A 26,595-nucleotide genomic window follows, 5' to 3' on the forward strand; every position below is an offset into this window, starting at 1 on the left:
TTATTCCTGCAATAATTCCACTTTGCCGGAAATAGGAGTGATGGCTCGGATCTTATCCTTCTTAAAATCAAGCTCGTATAACGTGAAATTGTTATACGGGCGATAATCCCTATCCTTAGAAGATTTCACGAATTCGGGATCCCCTAGAAAATATACGGAACCGTTTTTGATGACCGGAAAGCATCCTACAAAAGAAGAATCGTATCTCTGTTTGGTTTTAGTATCTATGATGACTATATTCCCTAATTTGCCGTCCGATCTTTCCGTAAAAGTCAGTAACTTTCCTTCGGGACCTATGCTGATATTGACCTGTTCTTTAGGATCCGTTATTGGCAAAGGAGCATAAAAAGGAATGGCAAGCTTAACTAATTCGCCAGTCAGAGAAGGAAGTTTGTAGAGACGATTTTCTTTTTCTGTCGCGACCTTAACTAAGAACTGATCCTCGGACATAGCATATACGTCAGTGATCTGTAATTTTTCCTTATCCGTTTCTATCCACGCAAGAGTCTTCAGTTCTCCCGAATCAATAGAATACTTATGAATGGGAACTCTTAACGAATCCTCTCCATGCTCGGAGTATCGGACTTCGTTTCCTACAAGTACGATTGTCTTTTGATCGAAGGATAAAAAGGGCTGATATCCAGGAAGGGATTTTAACTCCTTCTCCCGATCGTAATCATACAAAATAGTTTCCCAACGTTCTCCATTCTTACGAGAGAAGAGTAAGACAGACTTATCTTTTAAGAAGCCGCTATTTCCGGGATATGCATCCGAGCTTCCTTTGATGGTTTTACTTTTGGAATTGCTCAGGTTCAAGAGGCTAAGCTCTTTAGATGTTCGAAACAGGATGAGATTCTGTTTTCTAAATACAGGGATGCCTTTGTCTTGAGTGCTTGTATAGATGAGCCCGGTCTTTCCGTTGCCTGGTGTAATCGAGATGAGTCTGAGAATTCCTTTGTCTTCTTGGACCGCGAGTACCGGATTCATGAGAGAAACCGGGATCGGATTTACGGAGTAGATCGGTGTTTGATTTAAGAAGATTAAGAAGAAGGGAAATCTTGCGAGATAGAGGGCGAAGGAAGAGAGAAAAGATCTTTTTCGATTCGACTTCGCTTTCATACGGTCCAATCTCTCGCGAATTCAGTCTTTCGTCAGTAAAATTAACGTTTAATTTCGAATGTTCTAAAAGAGCCTTTTGCCTCTTCCCATTGGATTGTGGCTTCGGTTACTTTTGCTTTTGAAGGGCCTCTTTGCACTGCTTTGTAGAGATCTTCGATAAAAAGCTTATCACCTTCGACGACCACTTCGACTTCTCCTGTCGGTAGGTTCATCGTGTAGCCTTTTAAACGGCATTCTTGGGCTCTTTGTAGGACAAAATATCGAAATCCTACCCCTTGTACGGTTCCTCTGATCCGGATTTTTGCCCTAGTATCATTTTTTGCAGCCATTCAGTGTTGGAACTCCTGCGACTAAAATATACGCTATTAGTCGATAGAAGAAGCCTTATTTACCATCCACGCGGAGAAATCCTCTAAAAACTTCCAAAGAATTTCTTTCTCCTCTTCTCCAGCTTCCCATTCCTTGATCGATTTTCGATAGCAGGACAACCAAACTCTTCTCGCCTTCTCATCAATGGGGAAGGGTAGATGTCTTGCTCTCATTCTGGGAGGTCCGTATTTTTGAACGTAGTAAGCAGGTCCGCCTAAGGCCTGGACCAAAAAATCCGCTGACTTACTGATGCTCTCTTCTAGATTTTCAGGAAACATCCAGGCGATCTCGCTGGATGGGATCTTTGAGTAAAAGGAAGCGACCAGTTCTCTAATTTTAGCCTCACCTAACGTTTGGAATAAAGTATGAAGCTTCGGATTCGGTGAAGGGGGTCCTAACGGAGGAGTATAGAATTCAGGTTGGTTCATTGTTTATCGGTTTGCCAAGTAAGTACGGATCTTAGGTTCGAATTCAACCAAGAGCTTCTCATACACATCTCTCTTGAACGAGACCACGGTCGAGAGACAATCTTGAAAAGGAATGAATCGAACTACTTCAAACTCTCTTTCATGAATATCTAGATCGCAGTCCTCGGCCTTGCCATCCCAATGCATTAGATACCATTTCTGAGTTTGGCCCTTGTATTTCTTTAGATTAGAGCTCAGCTTCAAGCTCTCCGGAAAGTCATACTCGATCCAAGTCGGATATTCATAGATGATCTCGGCTGTTTTAACACCGACTTCTTCATATAGTTCTCTTTCGGCTGCAGTCTTTGGATCTTCTCCATCGTCGATCCCACCTTGGGGAAACTGCCAAGAGCCTTTGAAATTCAAGCGCTCTCCTACCAAGACCTCTCCTTTAGAGTTAAAGACCACCATTCCTACGTTCTTTCTATAAGGCTTTTCCATCTAAGTAGAGATTCGGGACCGTTATCGAGCTTACAAGCCGATTCTAAGGGGAAATTAGAAAACACTAAGTTGAAAATGAAGACTGAATCTCATCTACTAATGCTAGATCAAAGTAGAAGTCTTGGACCTTTAGTGATAAGAGAGTAAGAAGTTCTCGCTTAGATTAGTATAAAAACTTGATAGATGAATTGAGGATAGACAAAGAGAGGGCAAAAGATTCTTTGGATTAATATTCTTTGACTCTTAAGAGGATGAGTTTCTAACGATGTCGGTCAGATTGAAAGTTCGCGGAACCCAAATACTAACGGAAGAGGATTTTGTAATCAGAGAATCTAATATACCCGGAATCGGAATGGGATTATTTCCAAAGGAAACTCTGATCAAAGGCGATACGGTAGGATTTTATACTGGCCGGGTCCTAGACGATAGATTAGCCAATTCAGCAAAATATTGTGAATCTAAGTATCTTCTCTGGATATGCAAGGATCATTGGATCTATGGAGAAGGTAAAGAGTCCAATTATACCCGTTATATTAATCATAGTACTAAGCCAAATGTCCGACTCGTCGTTTCCACTCGTTGGAAGACAGCAAGGTTCGAAGCAATGCGTAAGATCAAAGCTGGCGAAGAGTTATTCTTCGATTACGGTGACGAGTACTGGATCCATTTGGATGTTTCTCCGTTAGAACGTAACTAATAGAAAATCCAGTCTAAGACGCAAATAATCCTAGTTTAACGACGTAAGAGGTCTGATTTTGGCCTCAGGAAAGAACTTTTTGGTACTTTCCATCCTTCAATTTTAAGCCTCAATTCAGGCAAGTAGTGGATTCTTGAAAAACAGAAAAGAATATTGGAATCGATGGCGGTTCCTTATTCTGCAAACGACATAAAAGATAAGAGAAGATCCGTCTATATTTCGCATAAGGCATTGCCTTACTGGACTTGGGTCCTTCCTCTTTTACTCTTTCATCTTGCTACCCGGATATCTTTGGCCTTTCAAGTAGATACGGGAGTGTCGATCTCTTATTTACCCATCCCTGTCGGTATCGTGTTATGTTTTTGGTGGGGGCCTGCGAGAGTTCTTCCCGCAATGTACGCCAACGCGATTTTCTCCGCAAGTCTTTGGGGACTACATGACGTTATCGAATATCCTGTGTATTGTATCTGGGAAGTGTTGGCAGTCGGAATTTCCTGGCTCTTCTTTATAGAATGGAGAAAGGGAAAGCCCTGGTTACCGGATCTAAGAGAAACAGTTCGCTTCGTACTATGGGTTGCATTTCCCGCTTCTTTTTGCAATGGGTTCTTAGTTGCTTGGGGTCTTGTATTTTTCGGGGATCTGCCTTGGGATCATTTATTTATATCGAGTCTACAGGGAGTAGTCGCTACCTTATATGATACATTAAGTTTTTCTGTTCCAGCATTGCTATGGTTTACTCCTTGGATGGAATCTAAGGGCTGGAGCAAGACTAACGGAGCCTGGACGGAAAGAAACGACGCGAACTGGGATAGAAATCGTTTTATCAACTTAAATAAAAGAAAATTATTCGAGATCATCTCTGTGTTCTTATTCTGTGGGATCTTTGGCAGATTGATCCCTTCTATAGAATATTGGTTTGTATTCGGTCTATTCGTACTCTGGGCCGCGTTAAGGTTCGGGATCACTCTTGCATTGATCGCAAATATTTGGGTGCAAGTAGTGACATTGATCCTTCCTTTCTTATTGGGAGAGATCGATAGTTTTAAAGGATCCAAAGGAGGGCACGACCTAGTCTTATTAGTGGATCTTGCCATCTTGTGCGTGGTTGCTTTGATTACAGGAAGAGCAACTAGCGATACAAGAAAAGAATTACATAAGAGAAGAAGAATAGAAGCAAGATTGATCTCTAGCAGAGAGCAATACAGAAAGTTCTTCGAAGAAAATCTTTCTGCGAATTTCATAGCGGACGGCAGCGGTAATTTATTAGCCGCAAACGCTTCCTTCATAAAAATGTTCGGATTCGAGACCCAAGCAGAGGCAGTATCCAAGGGACTCTCGGATCTATTTCCTTCTTACGATGATTACTCTTTGTTTTTACAGAAGATCCAGATAGGTTCTCAGTTAGAATCTCACGAGGAATTCTTTTTGGACAAGAGCGGAGTTCCTGTTCATACAACTGGAAACTATTTTGCGAGTTTGAACAAATCTGGAAAAATAGATACAATCCGAGGTTATCTATTGGATGATACTCTTCGCAGAAAATTGGAGAACCAATTGGTCGAGTCCAAAAAATTGGAAACGATAGGAACTCTGGCAGGAGGGATCGCGCACGATTTTAATAATATTCTTCAGATCATATCCGGATATGCGACTCGCATGGAACTCGGGACCCTGCAGCCTTCTTCTCTTGTAGATGTATCTAGATCCATCAATGCCGCCGCGGGGCGAGGAGCTATTATAGTACGTAGACTTCTTTCTTTGGCACGTAAAGGCGGAGGAATTTTCAAAACCATAGATATCAACCAGCTCGTAAGCGATATCGTGGATCTGCTTCTTCCCACATTCTCGGAAAATATTCATTTCAAAAAGGAATTGAGAGAAGGATCCTCTCTGATCCTAGGAGACTCTTCTCAGTTAGAGCAGGTGTTGATCAATCTCTGTCTCAATGCAAAGGATGCTTTGCCGGATGGAGGAGAAATTATGATCCGAAGCTTTGCGGTTAAAGGAACTACGATACGAGATTCTTTTCCGCTGTCCGAATCCACAGAATATATTTGCTTAGAGGTTTCGGATAACGGAGAAGGAATGAGCGAGGAGACTAAGAAAAGGATCTTCGAGCCTTTCTTTACCACCAAGAATAAGACGCAAGGAAGCGGATTGGGAATGTCCATGGTTTACGGGATTATGCAAACACATGAAGGAATGATCCAAGTTAGCTCCGAGCCCGGCAAGGGCACAAGTATACGTTTATTTTTTCCGATTACGCGGCCTTCTTCTCTCTTGCATTCTTGAAGAAGAATGCAAAGCCCTGGATCAACTGATAGATCGCCGGAACCTGTGAGATAGAAATTCCTACGTCTCCGTGAGAGATCAAAGGAGTAAGTACTAATTTTGCTTTTTTCTTTGGAAGATGATCCTTCATAATCCTTGCTTCTTGAGAAGGAACTACATTGTCTCCGACTCCATGCACTATGGAAACAGGACAGTTTAAAAGATGCAGTTTGTCCTTTACTTGCAGTTCAGTTAAGAAAGAACTCTTGCTTCCTGCGTTTTCTAGGATCTGTTTCCAAATATTTTCTCTAAAATTCTTATCTTCTCTCAGTTTGATAAAGACTTCTTTGTTTTCCGGTTTGATGCTTTCTAATACTTTAGGTAGCTCAACCGTATCACGGGAAAAACTTCCATCTAATACGCATGCCTTGAGCGCGTGTTCCAGTTCGGAATTCTCGGAACGAAGTGCAAACTTTATGAAATTATAAAGTAATATCATTCTTCCGTATTCGTCCCCTTCTTCGGAAGTCATTACATAGTCCAGAGTAGTTTGCACATCGCAATAGGCGCCGATCGTAAGTATAGATGCGATCTTCTTCCCTACTTCCGGATCGGAGGCTGCAATGAGGCCCATGCTTCCGGAAAAGGAAGGAGCAAGGTAGGAGATCTTTTGAGTCGGACAATATTCTGAATGAGAAGAGAGCCAAAGGATCATTTCCTTGATCCTATCTACTGTCTCTTTTACGATCCTGAACTCGGTTACTTCCACCAGTAAAGGAGAGATGACTGTGTATCCGATGGCGGCCGCAGATTGGCAAACAATTGCAAATCTAGGGTCCTTATTTCCGAGATAGGCTAGGCCATTGACTGCAAGGATGGTTCCGCAGGATTTTCCTTTGGGGGTATATAAAATAGCGGGAATAGAACCGCCTTTGATCTCGATTTGGATCTCCTTCTCGGATACTTTCGGAGGAGTCGGTAATTGGCAATGGAGAGCGAATTTCGCTGCCTTCCATAAATATTTCATATTCGTATTACAGCCCGTTCTGGGTTAAGATCCGATAACATTCTCATGACGATTTACGGTCCTGTGCAAAAGTTCTATTACTTAGCCTGCAATCCATTCTTTTAAGCAAAAAGCCCGGAATGCGGATTCCGTGTTCCAATCATAATAGGTTCCAGAATTCCGGTAATCAGTTTTCCGGACTTCTCTTTTTCGAACGGGCGAATTCTTCTTTGCCTGGGTTATAAAATACCAATGCTCCGAAAAAATCACATTAGGGTATTTGAATGAAAAAAGAAAGAAAAGCCAAGATTTTCAATACAAAGTCCAGCGCGCTAAGCAAGGAAGAGATCCGAGTCTTATTGAACGCCTCAAAGACTCATGAGAATCATTATCTCTGGTTCAGAATGTTGTACTCTTTCGGATTGCAGGTGGCGGAGCTGGTCTCCCTGAGAGTAGGGGACGTGGATTGGGAAAGTCATCGGGTGCGTATCCATCATTCCCAAAAACTGAATGCTAGAAATCCTCTGATCCCGATTTCGTTGCGTAGAGATCTCTGGTTCGCTTCTCAGGGAAAGCAATATGAGGACTTTCTATGCTCCGGAAGATCGGGTAGGGTTCATCCTAGGACCATCCAGAAAATGTTCACGAAACTTGGGGATATGACCGGAGTTCCGGTAAGCGTAATTCGTCTTAGGAGATCGCTTGCTTCTCATTTAATGGAGGCGGGTTGGGACCACGAAAGTATTCGGGAGCAGCTCGGACTGTCCTCCCGAAAGTCACTCAGGGATTTAGTGGGCGAAAAACCGGAGACTCGATCTGGCAAGATATTTCCTTTGGAAGATATCCAGGGTTCGGCCGCTTAAATTTCTACAAAGAGGGAACATGCACGAGGAGATGGGAAAAAATTCTTGTAAAACCCCATTTCCTCACTAATTTAGTCTACGGCGAACTTTCCGCTCCCCTTTTGAATCTAAAAAAGGAAATTTTCTTTGTCGGAATTTGATCCTATGGATCGTCGCTCGGAGCCTAGCTTGGAAATCAAAACTAAAAAAGTGGGTAAGCATACCCTAGTTCAATTAGACGGCAGGCTGGATATCACCCACTCGGACGAGGTAGAAGCAAAACTTCTAGACGATGTTCAAGCCGGCCAAGGTGATATCGTTATTAACTTGCAGAATATTTCCTATATCTCTTCTTCCGGAATCAGAATATTCGTAGGAATGGTTCGTGAATTAGAGAAGCAAAACCGAAAACTAAAACTCTGCAATATCACGCCTAACGTGAAAAAAGTTTTCGATGTGGTAGAACTCTTGGATCTGTTCGAAGTTTACGAAACCGAACAAGAAGCACTAGCTACTTTAAAATAGATCCTTAGGGGAGCTATCGAATATGGAGTCCCCCTCAAAATCCGTTCGCAACTTTCAATTTTCGGAATTACAAGGCCTTGTTTGTCTCGGGGCCTTCTCTCTTCTTTATCTTCTTTTGTTTCGGGTTTCGGGACTAGAATTCCCACCTGTTTGGCCGGACGAAGTCTTATTCTATTCTCCTTCTCTCGACTTTGCTAAGAATGGGACCTTCCGAACGGATGTGCTGGAAGGTTTAGTAAAGGGAATGGAAGTCCAAACTCTTTGGATGCCTCCCATATTCTTTATCTCGAACGGTTGGGTGCTTCGATTCTTTGGAGAAGGGTTAGAAATACTCAGGATCTTTGCTGCGATCATTTCTCTTGGGAGCGTTTGGATCTTTTGGTTCTTACTAAAGACATTCGACTTCTCGCCTGGCGCAAGATTAGGAGCCTCCTTGCTTTTGATCTCGGATCTACTTTTTTTAAGAGTAGGTTGGACAGCAAGAATGGAAGCTCTCTGCCTCTTCTGGGCTTTATTCTCCTTGTACATTTTGGCAAGAAGAGCAAGACCGGAAAACTTTCTGCCATTACAACAATGGGAAGCGTTTCTCTCCGGTTTCTTCTTGGGACTTTCTTTCTTATCTCATCCTTTTGGAGCCATCTTCGGAATTCCTGCGCTTATACTAATCCATCAAGCCAAGGCATGGAGAGCATGGATGTTTTGGTTGGGAGGCTTGGTTCCGATCCTTGCTTGGGGAATTTGGATCCATCCTCACTGGGATATTTTTCTGTATCAATTCGGTGCTCAATTCGGAAGAAAGAAGGATCTATTCCAATCCTTCTCTCCTCTTACTAAGATCAAAGTATTGTTAGGTGGATACGAATCACCTGGATTGAGATTATTCTTTTATATAGCTCTTGGCTTGGGGCTCTGGGTATTCCGAAAAGAGATCTTGGAAAAATTCAGAACTACCTTTTTCTTTTCTTGTTGGACTATCTCTATTTTATTCTTTCTTATACTCTCTACGGAATACTATTACGTAATGTATCTCTGCGTTCCTTTGTCCGCATTGGGTGGATTCTTTTTTGAAAGGATCAAAAGCAGAAGAGTGCAATTCATCGCGGCTATTTTAGTTTTTTCAAATATTGCGATATTAGTAAATGCGTATAAAAGGATCGGTTTTGCGAATTCCGATTTTGATCTGAGAGAAAGACTTTATGAATCCTTGAGCCAAGAATTAAAGGGTTCTAAAAAGATATATTTGCAGGCAATTCCAGATCCTTATTTTCAGATCAGAAAAGCTCGCCCTGATTTGCAGGTATTGGAATTTATCCCGGGAGAATTGCCCATCCCGAAAGAAGATTTTATCCAGACCTTGGATTCTATAGATACATTCGTTTTCTCGGATCGCCAGAAAAGAAATGAACATGTGCAGGCCTATCTAGAAGGGAATGCATCCAGATTTAAAAAGATCAGGATCAGTGCGGAGCCTTCTACTCTCAGAAAGGTCGCTAGCGTAGAAGCAGAAGTCTATCGTAGGCGTTAGAGATGAGTAGAGCCTGGCTTCTCGCACTACTTCTATTCTCTTTTACTCATTGTTATTCACAGAAAGATACAAATTCTATTTCTTCTCTTCTTCCGAATATGGATCCAATCCCGGTGACTGTGCTTGGAGATTCTCTCTGTGAAAGATCTCAGGCTTTCGGTTTGCGGGAAGGCTTGGGTTCTAATTTTGAAATTACCGAGGCTTGTGTATCTCTTAGAGGGGTAGCGGATTGGCTTCCTCAATTGAATTTGGCCTTGGTAAACACTCCTAAATTGATCATCATAGAACTAGGATTGAACGATCTGCTGTATCATTCGGATCAATCTTTTTCAGGAAATTATAATACGATGCTCTCGGATCTTCAGTCCAAATCCAGTGCTCTTATTATGGTGACTGTGCTTCCTCCCACCAATGCATCATATCGGACTGATATTTTGCAAATGAACGTATTTCTAAAGAGCCTGGGGTCTTCGTATCCGATTGCAGATATGGAAACCCCCTTCTTACAAACTGAAACCAAAATAGAATTATATCCTACTGATGATCCGATCCACCCGGATCCAGCAGGATATTCCATTATGAAAACAGTATATATGACAGAAGTAGCTAAGCTATTCGGTCTTTAAGAAGAAGCCTTGCTTTCTCGGATTCTCTTGATCAGGTTCCGGCCTGCTTCTTGTCTGAGAAGTGCGTTTTCGTATCTTCTCTTTTCGTCCACGGTTTCCGGTTTTAGTTTAGGGATCGCGCATGGCTTCTTATTCTCATCCAAGGCTACGAAAGTGAGATATGCAGTCGTAGCCCGGACAACTATGCCGGTATATGGATTTTCCTTAGAGACCTGTACTCCTATCTCGAGAGAAGAGCGCCCAACGTAATTCACCGAAGCCTTTAAGATCACATGATCTCCGATCGATACAGGCTCCAGAAAATTCAATTTATCCACGCTCGCGGTCACTGCCTCTCTACCACAATGTCTTTGGGCAACCATGACCGCGATCAAATCGATCCAGGCCATGAGAGTGCCTCCAAAAAGAGTGCCGTAATGATTGGTATGATCCGGCATTACGATATGTCTGGTCTCTGCCGCTGATTCTTTCGGCGTTTTTACGATTTCGCTATCGGACATCTGTAAAGATTAAAGCCCGCATTCCAGAATGAAATCGTTGAACACCTGAGAAATAAATATCCTTTCTTTATAAGTCAGAGCAGTACTTGCAGCAGGGATCTGTTCTCCGGAATTTGCATAGATCTCGCGAATACTATCATCCGGATAGATTGCAAAGACCTGAGTAGGAGCAGGGGTATCCTTATTTCGAGCATGCTTCAGGAATTGAAAGAGGGATTTGTGAGCGGCAACATAGATAGTTCCCTTTTCATCCAGCTCCAAATTATCCGGTGCCGAATCTAGAAAAATCACTTTAGGCTCTTCTAATGTGATCTTTCCTGCCTGTCTCGTGAGTGGGAATTTCAGAACGGATTTGCTGCCTATATCGGATCTATATAGGAATTCTTTTCCGTCTTCTCTCTTTACTAAGATGATCCCGTTCCCGTAATAAATAGGATTGCCAAGATTAGTCCAAGACTTTCCGTCAAAGTGGGTGATCTCGGCCCGTTTCATTCTGAATATATCGTTGAACAGATAGGTCATATATCCGCCTGAGCCGTGATCGTTAGAAACGAAGATATCATTCTCAGAAGCTACGAATAGATCGTTCGGACTTGTGATCAGAGGATCTTTCAGAGTTTGGATATGAGTCCACTTTCCTACCTTAGAATTTCCTTTGGGAGCTTCGGTGCGTTCAAAGACTTCGATAGAATGCTCTTTATAAAGAGTGATATGAGATATAACGTAGAGCCTTTGCTTTCCTCCTTGTATGAGGAGGCTTATGCCATGAGGTCGAAACGATTTTGGATAATTCGTTTCCAAAAGTTTGGGCTCCGGCTTGTTCGAATTCAGATCCAAGTAGTACAATTTGCCTTCTTGGTCGGAAATCCTACGCTCATGCGAGGAAATATAAAGCAAACCGCTTGCTCGATCCACTGCTAGGTCTTCTGGACCTGGGAGTCCGGAGATTTTGGAGCAATTTTTAAGAGGAATCTCTTTCAGATCACTGGAGCAACCAGGAAGAGCCAAGCATAGAATCATGAAAATCAGGGAATTAAGATAGAAACGCATGGGACAATAGACTCTGCCCTAAATCCGGCACTGCAACCAGATTCGTCTTTGCTGGAGGAATTTTATTGTTGCATTTTTTATGCACCGCACAAAAATTGTGGTAAAAAGGAATTGAACAGTATGGACAACCAAAAGCTGAACGATTTGATCAATGCTGGTATTGGAGCCGTCCAGACTTCGAAAGAAATTTTCGATAAACTTCTCTTAGATCTGAATGAAGGTAAGGAGAAGGTGGAACAGAGATTCGACGAGCTAAAAGCGCAGGGAGAAAAAGACCTGAGCGAGAGCGCGTTGAAGTTCAAAGTTCCTCTGGCTTGGGGAATCGTCAAAATTGAAGAAATTCGGGAGAATATCTTAAAACAATTTTTAAAGAAATAAAAGGCGAGTTTCTCCTCTGAGCTTACGAAGGCATAACTGCTTCTTCCAAAAATATAAAATCAGTCGGGAGAAATTTTCCTCTATTCTATCTTTTCTATTCGGATCGGTTCTGGTCCTGAATTTTAATCCACTTTTCGCAGAAACAGTCTCTTCTCATCCGAATGAACTCATATTAGTTACTAGATTTTCCAAGGACCTGAAAAAGGAGCCGGAAACTACTTCGATTGGAAATCTCGAATTCCTAAAACAGAAATATTCTCCTGCTTCTACCTTTAAGACCTATCTAACTCTTTCTTTATTAGAAAATCATACGATTTCTCCCGATCAAAAAATGGAATGTGGGGACAAACATATCCCGAATTCGCCGAGAAGCTTGGACCTTAGGGGGGCTTTATTCTATTCTTCTAATGAATACTTTGAGAAGGTTTTTCCGGATCTGGGCCGAAAGAAGTTAGATCGAACTTTGTTACATATTGGTTATATTCCCAAAACCAAAAAAGGAGAGGCGATCTCTTGGTGGACGGATATGCAAGGATTAAAGCATGGGGGAAAGATCCGACTCGGCCCGGATCAAATACATTCTCATTGGGTCAGGATCTTTAGGGATGGATATTTGTATCCAAAGGAAATTCTTTCCGATTGGAAAAAGAGTTTATTCTGGTCGGAATGCAAGGAAAGAGCGGCTAACGTATATGGCAAGACCGGTTCTTGGGAAAAGAGTTTTTGGTTCCAAGGAGCCTTGGTAAAGGACGAGAACGATTTTGTCATATACACGATCTTAAATCGAGATCCGTCCGGTTCTAGAACGGGAACGATTCAAAGATTCTATGAGTTGGTTGGATGCACTGTTCCTAGTTTGGAGTGAAGGAAGCAAATAGAAAAAAGAGAACTGTCGGAGTGACTGGACTTGAACCAGCGACCCCTTCCCCCCCAGAGAAGTGCGCTACCACTGCGCTACACCCCGGTTCTCTTGATAAGGATGATCTCCGGGAATGCGTACGAATGTAAATCGGTTTTTATTAGCAGAGAAAATCGGGAGAAACAAACCAAATGATCTGTCCTCCTTTGAATTTCTCTCTGGGAATATTCACTGCTAATGCAGATCCAGGAGTGAATAAAAATGATTTTCCGACTCCTGAAATTCCTAAAAGATTTTCTGCAAAGATGCTTACGTCTGGACTATGACCGACTATGAGTATTGCGTCTGAATTAGAATAATCTTTGAGTAGAGGACATACTCTAAGATAATCTTCGCCCGGGAGTAGATACTCCATGGACTCAGTCTCTTGCTCCGGTTGTAAGATTCGTGAGAAGATCTCAGCACTTGCCTTTGTTCTCAAATAAGGACTGTGGTATATTTTTTTGATCTTGAATCCGGTCTGAAAGAAGCGACCCATCTTTTCAATGTCGGATTGTCCTTTCGGAGTCAGAACTCTGGAAGAATCTTGACCGTCCGCGGAAATTGGATCCGCTTCACCGTGTCTAGCTATGATGATCTTCATGGAATAAAAGAAGAATGGGCCGATGTTTTCCTTAAAAAGGATTGCCTCCTAGGGCAATGGAACTATCTTTCTCGGCACTTGGGTCTAAGGAATTTTCGAATGCCTCAATTTGCAATTGAAATAGAACACCTACGCAAAAATTATCCGAGAGTACAAGCTCTTAAAGGAATCAGTTTGCAAGTTCCTCAGGGAGGAGTTTTCGGACTGCTTGGACAAAATGGAGCCGGCAAGACTACTCTAGTTCGAATACTCTTGGGATTTTCTAGACAGACCGAGGGCTTCTGCACAGTGCTCGGTAAAAAACCTTCTCCCTTCGCTCGCGCAAAGATAGGATATCTTCCGGAGAGAATGGCAGTGCCTACATACTTATCCGGTAGAGAATTCTTAGAGGCGAGCCTAAGACTTGCACTTCTTTCTACTTCCGATGCTAAGAAGAAGAGCAAAGAACTCTTGGAAAAACTAGGACTCGCAGAAGCCGCTGACCGAAAGGTCTCCACATATTCCAAAGGTATGTTACAAAGATTAGGACTCGCGAATGCGTTAGGTGCTGAACCTGAACTTCTTCTTTTGGATGAACCTGGAACCGGACTCGATCCCGCCGGCTATAAAGAATTCAGAGAATTCATTCTGGAAGAAAACCAAAAGAGAGGAGTCACCATTCTGATCAACTCTCACAGATTATTAGAAGTAGAGCAGATCTGTACCGAAGTTGGGATCCTTCATAAGGGAAAGATGATGGCCCAAGGAAAACTGGACGAGCTCAGACAAGGCAAGGATAGGATCCGTATTCGATTGGAAGGAAATGTTGAATCCTATCTAAGGGAGATCTCTTCCGAAGTGAAACATGACGGAAAGGAATGGGAGATACGTCCAAAGCCGGAAACTGATTTGCGCAGACTTCCCGCTGAATTGGTAGAGAGAGGAGCGGACCTTCTTCTGTATGAAAAGAGAACGGAATCTTTGGAGGATGTATTCTTCCGACTGACACAAGGCTCCGACTCAGAGCAAAATCATCAAAAAGGAGAAGAAGGTTGAGCGGATCGATTCGTTTTTTCTTTCAGGCATATATACGCCAGATCCCAGTCTTAGTCAGGCTTACTCTAATCCAAGTATTCAGACGCAGAGCGATCTTCTTCTTATTCTCCTTATTGCTTTTCTTCTTTGTGGGGGAATGGACCTGCACTACTAGCGTAGGCCAAGAAGTCACTAAGGGAATCCCAATGAGCGTGTATTTCATTCTGACTTCTCTGTGGGTAACCATATTTCTGATCATCATTACTTCCGATCTGCTCCGCCAGGATATAGATTCACAAATCCATACTTTATGGTTAAGCAGACCTTTGGATCCGGGAGTCTATTTGGCGGGGAAGGGTTTCGCGCTTCTTCTTTTGGTTGTTCTATTTATCCTCGCGGTGTTCGGGATCCAGAGTTGGTACGCCTTGGAAGTTCCCTGGGATTTCTTGATCTTTCAGGGAGCGATGATGTTCACATACATATTCTTCCTGAGTTTTGCGTTCCTGATCACGTTAACCTCTAATCAAACACTTTCGATATTGCTTTCTTTCGGATTGCTTCTGGTGACTTCGATTTTGGACCAGATCGTGTACCAAGGATACTTGGATAGCACTCCGATGCTGAACGAGACCCAGAAATTGATTGTTAAGATTTTCTATTGGGTTCTCCCACAAATTGGGACAGTATATCACCACTCCAGTAATCTTTTAGAAGGGAAGGGAGACGGTCCTGTATCTTATGGACTCTATTCTTTCTTTCAGGTCAGTGCTTGGTTACTGATCTTAAAGGCGAGTCTTTGGCTGACGACTCGAAGACAGGAGATTTAAGAATCTTGGACAAGAGGATTTTAATCTAGGGTTGACAAAACCTCCTCAAGAGTAGGATATAGCTGGCCTTCCGCCGAACCAAGATGAATATAAACTGGTACCATTTCGAAAAGGAAGGATACTATCTGAGCGTTCGTAATGTAAGCGAACGGATCGAAAAGCTAAATCCTCTCTATATCCGCTTCACTACTTTAAACAAGAATGTTGATAAATTATTAAGCATCCTATTGGACAGGTACCTGGTCTATCTGGACGCAATATCGCTGAAAGAATCCGTTTTCTCGATCCTGAGAGAGAGCGCGATGAACGCTGTTAAGGCAAATTCAAAGAGGATCTTCTTCGCAGAAAATAATCTGAATATTTCCAACCCGGACGACTACGTTCGAGGAATGGAAAACTTCAAAAAGGAAATGATCAAGGATAAGGAGAGATACGCTGCCTTATTGGAAAAAGTAAAATTCCACTGCCTGATCACCTTGGCATTCAATCGTAATAGTTTTTTAATGAGGGTCTCCAATAACGCCCCGATCATTCCTGAGGAATTAAAGAGGGTGGAGAACCGGATCGGAAAGAGTAAGGAATACAACGATTTAGGAGAGGTATTCGCCGACCACGCGGATGATTCCGAGGGTGCCGGTCTTGGTCTCGCCATGTCTCTCTTGATGATGAAGAATGAAGGAATAGACGCGGATTGCTATAAGCTTATCGCCGAAGAAACCGTGACTTCTGCCTATATCAAGATCCCTCTCGATTTCAAGCATCGCAACGTTTCGTATCAAAAGACAGTCGAGATTATTGCGGAGATAGACAGGTTACCTACTTTTCCTGAAAACTTGAATCAGATCATGAGTCTGATCAATAAACCGGACTCTTCTATACAGCAAATCACAGAGTCGGTCACTAAGGACGTTTCCTTATCCACGAATATCCTGAAACTTGCCAATTCTGCTTCCTTTGCTCAGGGAAGAAAAGTAGAAACTCTGGATGATGCGATCAAGCTGATTGGTTTATCAGAATTAAATAATATTCTTCTGAGCCTTGGAACTAAAAAGATCCTCGAAGAAAGATACAAGGAATTCGAACAGATCTGGGAAATGTCCAGTCTCTCGGCTTATATTTGTCGCAGACTTGGGGAAAGAATGGGATGGAAAAAGACCTTCCTCACGAATCTAGTATGTGCTGCATTATTACATAATATAGGTCTAGTGCTCTTGTTGTCTCTCGAAGGAGATACGATCGCAAAATTGACCGACCTGACCGGAAAGAAACTACTTCCTTCTACCCTAGGCTTAGAAGAGGCCGCCCTTGGGATCACTCATACTTCTCTCGGTGGAATGATTTGTGAGAAATGGAATTTTTCCGACACGATCCGAGTTGCTGCAGAGTATCACCATAGACCTCTCATGGCCAAGAAGGAATCTAGAGACATCGTATTTGCAGTTTACTTATCCGATTGGATCATTGATTGCCAAGAAGGTAAAGCGGATCCCGCTGCAATCCATTGGGAAGTGCTCCAGCATTTTGGCTTTAAGAAAGATGAGGAATGGATGGATTTCGGTAAGCAAGTCATTCAAGAATATAAGGCGTTCCAAAGACAGTCCTGATATTCAGCATTATAATTTTATAATGCCAAATACCAAGCTTATTCCTTCGAGCATTCAAACCGTAACGGATGCTGACCAATCTGCGATTTCTTTAAGATCGATATGATCTCCTACGAGAGAGCTATAAAATGCCTTGTGGATCTTAAAGTCCTCATCTATCAGGAAATCAGCAGGTATTCTAAAGAAATTCGATCCCTCTTGAGGGGTTAAGGAAAATCCTGCTGCGTTCGCTTCCTGTATCTTATCGTGAACGGTAGCGGAATCCATCGAGTTCTGTACCTTCTCTTGAGAAACTTCAATTTCGTACAGAGAATAGATCTTTGCTTCCGGATCGGAGACGAGAGTAAACGGAGGATTTTGTTTGCCGACATACGGAAGCATATCCTCTCTTTTGGATTCAAAAATCGCAAGAATACTCAATCCTTTTAGTTCTGGATAGCTCTTGATCAGGGAATGGACTCTTAGATTGCAAAGTGCACATGCTCCGTTCCTTAAAAAAGAGAGGAGGATCTTTTTTCCTTTTAGCTCGGAGAGTCTATGAGAGTTCCCCTCTAAATCCATATATTCAAAATCCCTAGCGAGTTCGCTTGAATGAATCATTTTCTATTTCACTCCTTGGTCATTTTATTGTATAAGTAATTATTGCCTATGCAACAAAAAAATGTAAGGAAATCGATTATAATTCGGTTTTGAGGAGCGATTATTTTAAATGGATTCGGACCAGTCCCAGCCCTGGAGGATATTGGATTCGATCTTTTCTGAGATAGCCTTTAGGGCTTCCAGATCTTCTTGTTTTAGGCCTTTGTACACTGCCTTTCTGGCTTCGAGCATGACTGGAATGGTCTTGTCCAAAAGCGCTTTTCCGGCCTTAGTGATGCTGACTGTAAATTTTCGTCTGTCGTTTGGATCGTCTTTTCGAGCGACAAGGCTCTTCTTCTCTAATCCGTCCAGGAGCCTTGTGATATTGGGCCTGTCCTTAAAAGTCTTATCCACCAGATCCGTTTGAGAGACCGATTTTCCATTCGATAGTCGATTCAAAAGAAACCATTGCTCAACAGTTAGATCCGTTGTGTGATCCGCCATTAACTTGGTAAAATGCAGATGCAGAAGCCGATTTGTGCGATGGAAATAATAGGCGTACGCTGTATCTATGAGGCTAGTTTCTTTTTTAGGATCAGAAGACATATTTTGATCAGTTTCCTTCTTCTTAAAGTCTGCAAAAGAAAAATCCGCAGAAGTCTTAATGAATCGGAAATATTTTGGGAATAGAAAAGCCCCAGAAAACCTTAAAAGGACTTTACATTAGATTTTCGTTCTTCTAGTTTAGAAGAAACGCCGTCTATGATTGCCTGAACGACTAAAACCTTTTCCTAAAAGGCGCCTCTCCCCGAGGCAAAGACATACCAATGTCTTGTAAATGAATGCCCTTTGATAGGGCGGGCAATACAATGAATCCAAAACAAAATAATCATTTATCCGCTTGGGATGCGGATAGAGAAGTAGAATTTAGAGAGCTGGCTTATAAGTCCGGGATCTCTAATGCGTTAGCTGCGAGAGTTATCGGTGAGCAAGGTAACGAATTTAGGCTTAGAAGCGATCAAAAAGAAGGAAACGGCGTACTAACAGGAAGCCTAAGATATGGTGCGCTTTCTGCTTTGGACCTTCCTGTAGCAGGAGATTGGGTTCTTGTTACTCAATTGGAAGAGAATGATTTTCTAATACATCAAGTGCTAGATAGAAGGAGCCTTCTTGTCAGAAAATCAAAAGGAGAGATCCAAAAGCCGGATCCTATCTGCGCGAATATGGACAAGATCTTTCTTTTGCAAGGCTTGGATGGAGACTTTCAGCCTAGACGTTTAGAAAGAACTCTGATCCAACTCTGGGAGAGCGGAGCTTCCCCAATCGTGATTTTGACAAAGAAAGATCTATATTCAGAAAATGAAATGGAGCTGGATGAAAAGATGGATAGAGTAAGGAGATCTTGCCCTGGGATTCCAGTACATTCGATTTCCACATGGAACGAGGAAGGATTGAAAGATTTAGAAGTCTATTGGAGAGAAGGGGGAGTTTTTGCTTTCATCGGATCTTCTGGGGTAGGTAAATCTTCTCTACTGAATTCTTTGCTTGGAAAAGAGATCCAATCTGTAAAGGAAGTAAGAGCTTCCGATTCGAAGGGAAAACATACGACCACGAATCGTTGGATGTTCGAATTGGGAAACGGAGCTTGGATCTTGGACACTCCAGGAATGAGAGAGATCCAACTTTGGTCCGACGGTTCCGGATTAGAGGAAACCTTTCCGGAGATCTTTGAGGCTGCTGGCCGTTGTAAATTTCAAGACTGTTCACATGCATCGGAACCGGGCTGTGCCGTAAAAGAAGCTTTGGAAACCGGCACTATCTCGCAGGAAAGATTTCAAAGTTTTCTAAAGTTAGAAAGAGAAATGAAACGGATCGCTATTCATAGCTCTCCGAATTCCTCTCAGCAGAAACTTGCTGAAAAAGCGAAATGGAAATCCGTTCACAAGGAGCAGAAAAGAATGAAAAAGCAAAGAGATCGAGAGAGATATCAGTAAGATATTCGAAAACAAAGCTTAGCTAATATTATTTTTATATTAGCTAAGCAATTCATTTAAAGCGTGTACGAGAATAATATCAATCTATCCGCAAACTACGTAATGCCTTAAGCCTTCAAGAGAGCGTCAGCTAACTGATCTGGAGCAGTAATTAAAGGAACGTGCCCGGTAGAAAGAGTTGCTAATGTCTTGCAATGAAACTTTTGCTCTAATGTTCGTTGCATATTTAACGATAGAATTTTATCCAAATTACATTCGATATATGATTTCGGAATCCTTCCGAAATTAGAGTCAGTCGTATTGGTCATGGCAAAAAAAGGTTCTGTCGCCTGGGCTTTTAATTTCGGGGCCGCGGCTTCGATTTGGTTTTTAGTCCCTCCATTATATACGATTGATTTTAGCGTTTCTTCCGAAACTGTAGCAGAAGTTTGATCTTCGGAAAAAATCAAAGCTGGCAATAGACTACCTTCCGCATCTGACTTCATGATATCGAGCACGCTTTCATTTTGATTTAATATGAAAGCGGCTACATATACTAAGCTCTCTATCTTGTCGGGCTCTTCCTCGGCGACCTGAGATATAATCGCTCCAGCTAAACTGTGTCCGACTAGAATCACTTTGCTTGAAATTCCTGCTAGCTTAGATCTTACCGAGTCGACGTATGCACGAAACGTAATTTTCGGAATCGGCGTATTGTCTTGTCCATGTCCCGGCAAATCGATCGTAAAAACTTTATGCCCATGCGATTCTAAAATCTGTTTCGTTTCTTCCCATGCCCAAGCGCCGTGCCAGGCTCCATGAACTAATAAATAAGTTTTCATTGAAATTCCCTCTTAATCTATTTAGGACCAATTGGTCCATAATTGCGTAAAAAAACTACAGATGCTTCATAACGGATTTTGCTATTTCGAGTAATTCTTTTTTCGGATGTCCGGCCTTTACCATTGTTTTCATTCCTGCTATCGAATTCACCAGAAAGAGGGCCGTCGAATGAGGCTCGACGTTCTTATTTATATCTGAACTTTCTTTTCCTGAGCTCACAGCATTTTCGAATATAGAAGCCATCTTTCGCAGAGTATTTCCGACGATCTTTGCAACCTGGGGATCGGTTTGGGCAAATTCAGTAGCAGAATTCATAACGAGGCATCCTTTTCGATCTTTTCCGGGGCTCGCTTCGTCAGCTAAATCGAGAAGGACTTTTTCAATGAATCGCAAGGGAGATTCGCTACTTTGATATTGCAGTCGAAGTTCATCTAAAAGAGCATCACTATAACTTTGAATACTAAGTAAGAAGACTTGGTGTTTGTCCCCAAATACGGAATAAAGACTACTCTTGGAAAGTCCCGTTTCATCGCAAAGGTCTTTGAGATTCGTTCCCTTGTATCCGTTACGCCAAAACAATTCTAAGGCTTTTTGGAGAGAATGCTCTCTATCATATTCGATAGGTCGACCAGTACTCATTAGTCTTACTATTGGACCAATCGGTCCAATAGTCAACTCATTTTTAATTTTCTAAAGAAGAAAAGAAGCAAATTTATTCATCATCAGGAAGATTTATCTTCCACATCTTGAAGCACGGATTTCAATTTTCGTATTAAGGAAGTTGGAATTGGTCTACAATCTTATAAAAATCCTCGGCCAATAGTTCTTCTGGTCGTTTATCGAAAGAGAGTCCGGCGGATTCTAAAGAGAACTTCAGTTTTTGTCTCAAGACTTCTTCAGAAAAAGAAAAAGGAAGACCTTGCGGATAGAAAGAATGCAATGGCGCTTCTTTTAAGGAGGAGCCGATCTTCTTTCTCTTTCCCCAAAAGACGGTACGGCAAAGTAGTTCTAAAACGAGAAAGGATTCCTTCTTCTGAAAGCGTTTATTAGAAGAATAGGTAAGGATACTTGAATCCACATTCGGAGCCGGATAAAAGCACCCTGCCTTGATTGTCTTCTTACTTTGAAAGGTTCCATACGCTCCGGCATAAATGGAAAGTGACGAGATCTCCTGAGTTATCCTTTGCGCGAATTCTTTTTGCACCAGAAAGACTGCTCCGAGTAAACCTTCTAGTCGTTCTAAGGAAAGTAGGATGAGCTCTGAAGTGATATAATACGGTAAGTTGCCGAATAAAAAACAAGTCTGGGTTTCTGATTGAGGGAGCGTTTCTCTCGCGTCTCCTAGAATGATCTCTGAATCGGGCAGGAATTCCTTTAGCCATTCGTAATATACCGGATCTATCTCATACAATCTGAGGCGCTTATTCAGGCCTGCCAATAGATGTGAGAGAGCACCCAAGCCGGGGCCGATCTCAATCACAAGTTTTGCATTAGATAAGGCTTGTTCATCTGCACTTTGAAATAAGGTGCGAACCGCATTCGGATCGATTAGAAAATTTTGTCCCCATTTCTTTAAAGGGGCGGAAGATCTTTGAGAGAGAAATTCCCGGATTGCTGTAGGTTTATAAAACGGGTATTCCGGGGAGCTCATCGCTTCCAATAAACTGCCAGCCGGGGCCGATTCCAAGCTGTTTTCTGAGTCGATTCCATTCTCTTGGATCTTCCGGAATGCCGAACCTGGACACTAACAAGATGACTCCAAAATCTTTTTTAGTCCTTGTATTCAATTCGATTAAAGAATCTTTTCCAACTTCGAATCGGATCATTTTTTTCGAGGGAATGGAAAGCGAGAATTCTTTTTGCTTTGGTACAAGGATCCAATTTTCTAAACTCGCGACCTTTGGGATTTCTTTTCCTCCATATTTTAGGTGGAGATCATTTCTTCTTTTTAAACATTCGGAGATCCATTGCAGACAGGATTCATGTTCTATATAGATCTCTCTTATGTTCAGATGTTCTCCGCAAAATAGCTCAGGATCTTTTCCGAAAGACTTGTAGAATAGTTTAGAACTGTATTTGCATTTGCCTAGCAATGCGAGCTTCTTCTCTTCTTGCAAAACTAAACTAAATTTGTCTCCGAAGAAGACCGGCGGAATTTTAATCCAATGGGAAGATCTTGCGAGTAGCAATTGAAAGAAGATGCAGAATAAAAATCCTAAGATCCAAACTTTTCTTCGGAGAAATTTGAAAATCCTGCCTCTATCGACATGAGACTTTGTTTCTAAGAATGCCTCGCTCTCTAACAAATCAAGTCTCAGATCTAAATTGTGACCTTCTTCTTCTTTGGGAGCTCCCATCCATTTCCATAAAAACAAGAAGAGTAAGAATATTACCCAGATCACTAAAGCAAAGAATTTCGTATTTCCTCGATACGTGCGAACTAGACTCCAATCGAGTTCACTCCAAAGCAGAGTAGTTCTTTCTAAAAATTCCAATAAGGAGAGGACGATCAACCAGATCGGCTTTGCGATCCATGTGAATGAGCAGGCTTGGAGTAATAATGAAAAATATAATAGAGGCAATAAGATCCCGCAGATGGGAACTAAGATCAGATTTAATCCTAAGGATCCGAAGCTATAAGATCCGAAATAATAAACTAAACTGGGAAGGGTCCCTAAGCCTGCGGCAGTGCTGACAGAAAGATTCTCTCTCCAAAAGCTCGCGATCCTGTTTAAGATTGTTTTCTCTTCGGAGACTTTAGGTAAGCAATTCTTTAAACTAGGAAGCAAAAGAAGAATGCCTGCAACCGCGCCGAAGGAAAGTAAAAAGGAAACTCCAAAAGATCGGATAGGATCCCATAGATATAAAATTCCCGCGGAAGAAATCAGTAGATCTGCAGGCCTGGATTTTCTGAATACCAAGGATTGTGCTAAGATCCAAGTGGAAAATACCCAGGCTCTTGCAAGAGAGATCGGAAATCCAAGGATTGCTAGATAAAGAAATCCTAATAGAATCGGAAGGACCCTGGGCAGAGAGTAGCCTAAGAATGGAATCCTTTTAAAAATGGAGAACAAACATCCTATCAGTATTCCGAGATGCAAGCCGGAGGCGGCGAATAGATGTAGGATTCCGCCTTCTTTAGCACTCTTTTTGAAATCCCTGTTTAGATTTTTTGCATCTCCCAAAACTAATCCCAAGGAAATTTCTCTCGCGTCGTCTTTGACATTCGCTTCGTCGAGTAAGATTTCTATTTTGGATTGGAAGTCTTTTTTCCAAAATTGGGATTCTGACAAGAAAGGTGCAGAACGTCTTGTGTATCCGCAAATGGCTAGCAATAGAAAGAATAATACTCCCCAGGAAAGCGAGAGTATTTTTCTGTTTCTTCTTTCTTGAAGAGAGGAGAATATTATAATTACCGCATGTATTGAAGACCAGATCAGGGTCAGGTCCGGATAGAATCTTTCGAAAAAACAACCGGACAAGACACCGAACAGAAAATAGGAAAATAAGGAAGAAGGGATGCAGTCCCTATAATGTTTTTCTAAGGATAGGCCCATGTTTGGACCTGTATTGAATGAAAGGAGTCGCTCGCGGAATTTCTATTCCGCGAATCTTAAATGGAGTTGGATTTAAACTCGGGAGATCCCTATTCCCAATCTAGACCGGACCCGATCCAGGATCTGAGAAGAAGTGGCTCTTGCTTTCTCGGAGCCTTTCTTCATTACGGAACGAACGTATGCAGGATCTGCGGCTATTCTTTCTCTTTCTTTGCGGTAAGGGCCGAAATAATCCAAGATATTTTCTAAGAGAGCTTTTTTCAAGTCCCCGTAACCCGTTCCAGGAGTAGAGAATCTTGTTTGAAGTTTTTTCTTATCTTCTGCGTCCAAGAAAAGAGAATGGATGGCATATATTACGCTTTTCTCATGATCTTTTGCCTCATCTACGCCAGCGGAATCTGTCACGATCCCCATTACGGATTTTTTAAGCTTCTTCTCATCATCAAAGAAATTGATCGTGTTTCCGTATGATTTGGACATCTTCGCTCCGTCTACTCCGGGCACGATAGCGGTCTCTTCGTCTATCTCGGGCTCAGGTAGTTTGAATGTATCTCCGTATTGCGCATTGAAACGTTCAGCGATGTCTCTTGTATATTCAAGATGCTGCTTTTGGTCTTTTCCAACAGGAACTCGATCGCTATCAAATGCTAGAATATCCGCGGCCATTAGCACCGGATAAAAGAAAAGCCCTCCACTCGGAGTAATTCCCTTTGCGACCTTATCCTTATATGAATGAGCCAATTCCAACTTAGGAACCGTGATGGACATGCTCAGATACCAGGTAAGCTCCGTAACTTCCGGAACCTCTGATTGGATCCAAAAAGAACATTTGTCCGGGTCTATTCCCAACGCCAAGAAATCACAGACTGCATCGTATGTGTTCTCGGTTTGGTTCTTGGCAGAAGTAAACGTAGTCAACGCATGCATATCTGCTACGAAGCAAAATAGATCTACGTTGTTTTGATATTCGACTAACTTGCGTATAACGGAGAAGTAATTTCCTAAATGCAATTTACCAGAAGGTTGAACCCCGGTTAATATCCTCATTGTACCTCCGAGGAATTCATTCTGCTTTGCGGATCATCGAAAGTCTTACCCGATAAACGCTCATACTCTGTTCTTAATGCAACGAGTTCCGCATCTATTTTTCTATGTGCGGTAAGTTTGTTTACGGTGAATTTATCCTTATAAATTACCGCATAATTGAATAATAACTGGGCCATGTCCACGAACACATACTCGAGAGTCTTTCCGTTCAGACGATTTCCGGAAACCATGGTGGAATCATAATAAGGTATAAATCTATGGAGGACCTTGACCTCTTCTATGACCTTTTCTTTCGAAGCCAACACTCTTTCGTTCAATTGACCTTTAGCTTCGTAGTCTTTAGCTAATAGATGGTTTTCGACAAGAACGTTGATCTTCTCCGCGAACTTGCCCATAAATGCAGAAGCCTCAGTGAGAAGCCTGAGCAAGTTTACCGTAATCTGATCTTCTACAGCATTTCCGCCGGTAGTGTTCTGATTGAAGTTACTGAACGTGTATTGAAAGCTCGGATACTTTTTGTTAAAAGCGTCCAACTGACGGAGAAGATTATTGATCTCCTCGATCTCAGTCTTGAATAGGCCGGGTTGTGTTACAAGAACATCTCTGTTGTGGTTCTTTGTCCCGATCTTGACAGTACCTTCTAAGATAGGAGTATAACAAGATTGAAAATCGCGCAGAAGGATATGGATCAGCTTATGAGGCATTCCCTTGTACGAAGATTTGAAAGCCGCAGAGTTCATGTTCTCCGGCATGTGATGTGCGAAATAATCATCCACAACGCCGTTCAAGAAATCGAAAGAGATTTTTCCGTTCTCATCTATCTTGAAGTAACGTTGTCTGAGTCCGTGTAATTCTTCTTTCTTGTTTGTCCTGGTCTGGATATCGTCGGACAATTTGATAAGAGTGGTATCCACTTCTTTTGTGATATCCGGAGCTCCTTGGAACTTGGTCTCGTTGATTGGAGGGACATTCAAAGAATCCAGGATCTCATCCCAAGTAATCACTTTCTTATTAGAAACCACATAGAAGGCACGGATCGCATCCGTTAATTTAGGTCTTCCGTTTTCGAGGTTCAGTCCGTAGTTGAGCCCTGAAATGATGGAAGGAAGTTTCGTGGATAATTTCTCATCCTTCTTCACAAGCTCCGGAACATTTCCTAAGATAATCTCTCGAGCATCGTTTCTAGAAAGATGACGAGCGTAGTACATCTGCATCTTTAAGGAACGATTTAGGAAAATCTCGGGAGAGATCTCGTCGATAAAGAGAGAGTCCAACGAGATGAAATTATTGAAGAACTTATTAAAATTTAGAACAACATTATATACTAAAGGTCTCCAGTGTCTCCAGCCTTGGCTCTCTGCTAAGCGAAGTGCTTGCAGAGTGGAGATGATCTGATCTTCCTTAAGAGCCTTGAATATCCTTTCGACAGAAGGAGCGATCTTGGAATTTCTTCCTAAGAAACCTACCTCGACAGTTCCGGTTTCTTTCGCGAATTTCGTGATGTTCGCATTTCCACCGAACAGGTTTGCTAAGAATCCTAGTCCTGGTCCGGAAACATCCGTTTGTCTCTTAACAGGTTTAGGAGGAGTCTTTGCAGAAGAAGTGCCGCTAGACCGAGAAGACTTTTCGTCTTCTTCTGCTTTTTTGCTGCTATTCTCTTCTCTCTTTTTTTGCTCGAATTCCTCATCGACCTTTTTCATCAGATCGATCCGGATAAAGATATCGTTGGATTTTTGTATGACTTCGTCTATCTGCTGTTGGTGTTCCGCAGAGCGAGACTTGCGATAAAGATCCGCAAAGGTCTTATGGGCGTCTGTACGTGAATTTGACAAG

The 26,595-nt window shown here is 42.2% G+C and carries 28 protein-coding genes and 1 tRNA gene; 12 read left to right on the forward strand and 17 right to left on the reverse strand.

Annotated elements, in window-relative coordinates:
- From EHO59_RS04970 to EHO59_RS04985, 4 genes are read right to left on the reverse strand one after another with little or no spacing between them, the layout of a single operon-like run.
- Window positions 1-1,119, reverse strand: coding sequence for a hypothetical protein (locus EHO59_RS04970; protein WP_135585332.1), 1,119 nt, complete (start codon window positions 1,117-1,119; stop codon window positions 1-3).
- A gap of 41 nt (window positions 1,120-1,160) precedes the next feature.
- A complete protein-coding gene (locus EHO59_RS04975; RefSeq protein WP_135585334.1) occupies window positions 1,161-1,448 on the reverse strand; it encodes an acylphosphatase in 288 nt (95 codons plus the stop codon).
- A 36-nt stretch (window positions 1,449-1,484) separates the two neighbouring features.
- Window positions 1,485-1,916: a globin domain-containing protein gene (locus tag EHO59_RS04980; RefSeq protein WP_135585336.1), complete on the reverse strand. Its 432-nt coding sequence runs from the start codon at window positions 1,914-1,916 to the stop codon at window positions 1,485-1,487.
- Between the two features lie 3 nt (window positions 1,917-1,919).
- Entirely contained in the window at window positions 1,920-2,396 is a 477-nt protein-coding gene (locus EHO59_RS04985; protein WP_135585338.1) for an RNA pyrophosphohydrolase, read from the reverse strand.
- A 265-nt stretch (window positions 2,397-2,661) separates the two neighbouring features.
- On the opposite strand from EHO59_RS04985, the gene EHO59_RS04990 reads away from it, so the two are divergent.
- Window positions 2,662-3,093 (forward strand): SET domain-containing protein-lysine N-methyltransferase, encoded by a 432-nt coding sequence (locus EHO59_RS04990; protein WP_135585340.1) that lies wholly within the window; start codon window positions 2,662-2,664, stop codon window positions 3,091-3,093.
- Window positions 3,094-3,255: 162 nt separating this feature from the next.
- Window positions 3,256-5,385, forward strand: coding sequence for an ATP-binding protein (locus tag EHO59_RS04995; RefSeq protein ID WP_135585342.1), 2,130 nt, complete (start codon window positions 3,256-3,258; stop codon window positions 5,383-5,385).
- Here EHO59_RS04995 and EHO59_RS05000 read toward each other — a convergent pair.
- The gene (locus EHO59_RS05000) at window positions 5,354-6,391 is read right to left on the reverse strand and encodes an alpha/beta hydrolase (RefSeq protein ID WP_135585344.1); all 1,038 of its coding nucleotides are present in this window, start codon (window positions 6,389-6,391) and stop codon (window positions 5,354-5,356) included. The genes EHO59_RS04995 and EHO59_RS05000 overlap by 32 nt on opposite strands.
- A 263-nt stretch (window positions 6,392-6,654) precedes the next feature.
- Between EHO59_RS05000 and EHO59_RS05005 the strand changes: the two genes are divergently transcribed.
- The 4 genes from EHO59_RS05005 (at window position 6,655) to EHO59_RS05020 (ending at window position 9,888) form a co-directional block, all read left to right on the forward strand.
- Entirely contained in the window at window positions 6,655-7,233 is a 579-nt protein-coding gene (locus EHO59_RS05005) for a tyrosine-type recombinase/integrase (RefSeq protein ID WP_135585346.1), read from the forward strand.
- 168 nt (window positions 7,234-7,401) lie between these two features.
- A complete protein-coding gene (locus EHO59_RS05010) occupies window positions 7,402-7,737 on the forward strand; it encodes an STAS domain-containing protein (RefSeq protein ID WP_135586501.1) in 336 nt (111 codons plus the stop codon).
- A 22-nt stretch (window positions 7,738-7,759) separates the two neighbouring features.
- Complete coding sequence (locus EHO59_RS05015; RefSeq protein WP_135585348.1) at window positions 7,760-9,262, forward strand: ArnT family glycosyltransferase; 1,503 nt, start codon at window positions 7,760-7,762, stop codon at window positions 9,260-9,262.
- A 2-nt stretch (window positions 9,263-9,264) separates the two neighbouring features.
- Complete coding sequence (locus EHO59_RS05020) at window positions 9,265-9,888, forward strand: SGNH/GDSL hydrolase family protein (RefSeq protein WP_135585350.1); 624 nt, start codon at window positions 9,265-9,267, stop codon at window positions 9,886-9,888.
- On the opposite strand, the gene EHO59_RS05025 is transcribed toward EHO59_RS05020, so the two are convergent.
- Both EHO59_RS05025 and EHO59_RS05030 read right to left on the reverse strand, forming a co-directional pair.
- The gene (locus tag EHO59_RS05025) at window positions 9,885-10,388 is read right to left on the reverse strand and encodes an acyl-CoA thioesterase (protein WP_135585352.1); all 504 of its coding nucleotides are present in this window, start codon (window positions 10,386-10,388) and stop codon (window positions 9,885-9,887) included. The two genes, EHO59_RS05020 and EHO59_RS05025, sit on opposite strands and share 4 nt — an antisense overlap.
- Before the next feature lie 9 nt (window positions 10,389-10,397).
- A complete protein-coding gene (locus EHO59_RS05030) occupies window positions 10,398-11,438 on the reverse strand; it encodes an SMP-30/gluconolactonase/LRE family protein (protein ID WP_135585354.1) in 1,041 nt (346 codons plus the stop codon).
- Window positions 11,439-11,558: 120 nt separating this feature from the next.
- Here EHO59_RS05030 and EHO59_RS05035 point away from each other — a divergent pair, with 120 nt between their 5' ends.
- Both EHO59_RS05035 and EHO59_RS05040 read left to right on the forward strand, forming a co-directional pair.
- The gene (locus tag EHO59_RS05035; protein ID WP_135585356.1) at window positions 11,559-11,816 is read left to right on the forward strand and encodes an LIMLP_16025 family protein; all 258 of its coding nucleotides are present in this window, start codon (window positions 11,559-11,561) and stop codon (window positions 11,814-11,816) included.
- A gap of 223 nt (window positions 11,817-12,039) precedes the next feature.
- Window positions 12,040-12,681, forward strand: coding sequence for a penicillin-binding transpeptidase domain-containing protein (locus EHO59_RS05040; protein WP_246052721.1), 642 nt, complete (start codon window positions 12,040-12,042; stop codon window positions 12,679-12,681).
- Window positions 12,682-12,708: 27 nt separating this feature from the next.
- Here EHO59_RS05040 and EHO59_RS05045 read toward each other — a convergent pair.
- Window positions 12,709-12,780, reverse strand: a tRNA-Pro gene (locus EHO59_RS05045).
- Window positions 12,781-12,835: 55 nt separating this feature from the next.
- Window positions 12,836-13,318, reverse strand: a complete 483-nt coding sequence (gene sixA, locus EHO59_RS05050) for a phosphohistidine phosphatase SixA (protein WP_135585360.1) — start codon at window positions 13,316-13,318, stop codon at window positions 12,836-12,838.
- A 99-nt stretch (window positions 13,319-13,417) separates the two neighbouring features.
- Between sixA and EHO59_RS05055 the strand changes: the two genes are divergently transcribed.
- The 3 genes from EHO59_RS05055 (at window position 13,418) to EHO59_RS05065 (ending at window position 16,763) form a co-directional block, all read left to right on the forward strand.
- Window positions 13,418-14,353 (forward strand): ABC transporter ATP-binding protein, encoded by a 936-nt coding sequence (locus EHO59_RS05055; RefSeq protein WP_135585362.1) that lies wholly within the window; start codon window positions 13,418-13,420, stop codon window positions 14,351-14,353.
- The gene (locus tag EHO59_RS05060) at window positions 14,350-15,159 is read left to right on the forward strand and encodes an ABC transporter permease (protein ID WP_135585364.1); all 810 of its coding nucleotides are present in this window, start codon (window positions 14,350-14,352) and stop codon (window positions 15,157-15,159) included. Before EHO59_RS05055 ends, EHO59_RS05060 begins: the two co-directional genes overlap by 4 nt.
- A gap of 83 nt (window positions 15,160-15,242) precedes the next feature.
- Entirely contained in the window at window positions 15,243-16,763 is a 1,521-nt protein-coding gene (locus tag EHO59_RS05065) for an HDOD domain-containing protein (protein WP_135585366.1), read from the forward strand.
- 54 nt (window positions 16,764-16,817) lie between these two features.
- Here EHO59_RS05065 and EHO59_RS05070 read toward each other — a convergent pair whose 3' ends face one another.
- Together EHO59_RS05070 and EHO59_RS05075 are read right to left on the reverse strand one after the other, a co-directional pair.
- A complete protein-coding gene (locus tag EHO59_RS05070) occupies window positions 16,818-17,363 on the reverse strand; it encodes a redoxin domain-containing protein (protein WP_135585368.1) in 546 nt (181 codons plus the stop codon).
- 105 nt (window positions 17,364-17,468) lie between these two features.
- On the reverse strand, window positions 17,469-17,948 hold the full coding sequence (locus EHO59_RS05075; protein ID WP_135585370.1) for a MarR family winged helix-turn-helix transcriptional regulator: 480 nt from the start codon (window positions 17,946-17,948) through the stop codon (window positions 17,469-17,471).
- Between the two features lie 263 nt (window positions 17,949-18,211).
- On the opposite strand from EHO59_RS05075, the gene rsgA reads away from it, so the two are divergent.
- Window positions 18,212-19,336 carry a ribosome small subunit-dependent GTPase A gene (gene rsgA / locus EHO59_RS05080; RefSeq protein WP_135585373.1) on the forward strand — a complete coding sequence of 375 codons (1,125 nt, stop codon included), beginning with the start codon at window positions 18,212-18,214 and terminating at the stop codon, window positions 19,334-19,336.
- A 107-nt stretch (window positions 19,337-19,443) separates the two neighbouring features.
- Here the strand turns inward: rsgA and EHO59_RS05085 are convergent, their stop codons facing one another.
- From EHO59_RS05085 to EHO59_RS05110, 6 genes are all read right to left on the reverse strand, one after another.
- On the reverse strand, window positions 19,444-20,157 hold the full coding sequence (locus tag EHO59_RS05085; protein ID WP_135585375.1) for an alpha/beta fold hydrolase: 714 nt from the start codon (window positions 20,155-20,157) through the stop codon (window positions 19,444-19,446).
- Between the two features lie 55 nt (window positions 20,158-20,212).
- Window positions 20,213-20,797: a TetR/AcrR family transcriptional regulator gene (locus EHO59_RS05090; RefSeq protein WP_135585377.1), complete on the reverse strand. Its 585-nt coding sequence runs from the start codon at window positions 20,795-20,797 to the stop codon at window positions 20,213-20,215.
- A 133-nt stretch (window positions 20,798-20,930) separates the two neighbouring features.
- Entirely contained in the window at window positions 20,931-21,809 is an 879-nt protein-coding gene (gene rsmA / locus EHO59_RS05095; RefSeq protein WP_167882065.1) for a 16S rRNA (adenine(1518)-N(6)/adenine(1519)-N(6))-dimethyltransferase RsmA, read from the reverse strand.
- A complete protein-coding gene (locus tag EHO59_RS05100; protein WP_135585379.1) occupies window positions 21,781-23,715 on the reverse strand; it encodes a ComEC/Rec2 family competence protein in 1,935 nt (644 codons plus the stop codon). Before EHO59_RS05100 ends, rsmA begins: the two co-directional genes overlap by 29 nt.
- 72 nt (window positions 23,716-23,787) lie before the next feature.
- Entirely contained in the window at window positions 23,788-24,762 is a 975-nt protein-coding gene (gene trpS / locus EHO59_RS05105; RefSeq protein WP_135585381.1) for a tryptophan--tRNA ligase, read from the reverse strand.
- Window positions 24,759-26,594, reverse strand: a complete 1,836-nt coding sequence (locus EHO59_RS05110; protein ID WP_135585383.1) for a hypothetical protein — start codon at window positions 26,592-26,594, stop codon at window positions 24,759-24,761. Before EHO59_RS05110 ends, trpS begins: the two co-directional genes overlap by 4 nt.
- Window position 26,595 lies beyond the last annotated feature (1 nt).

This window comes from Leptospira semungkisensis (assembly GCF_004770055.1).
Taxonomy (GTDB): domain Bacteria; phylum Spirochaetota; class Leptospiria; order Leptospirales; family Leptospiraceae; genus Leptospira_B; species Leptospira_B semungkisensis.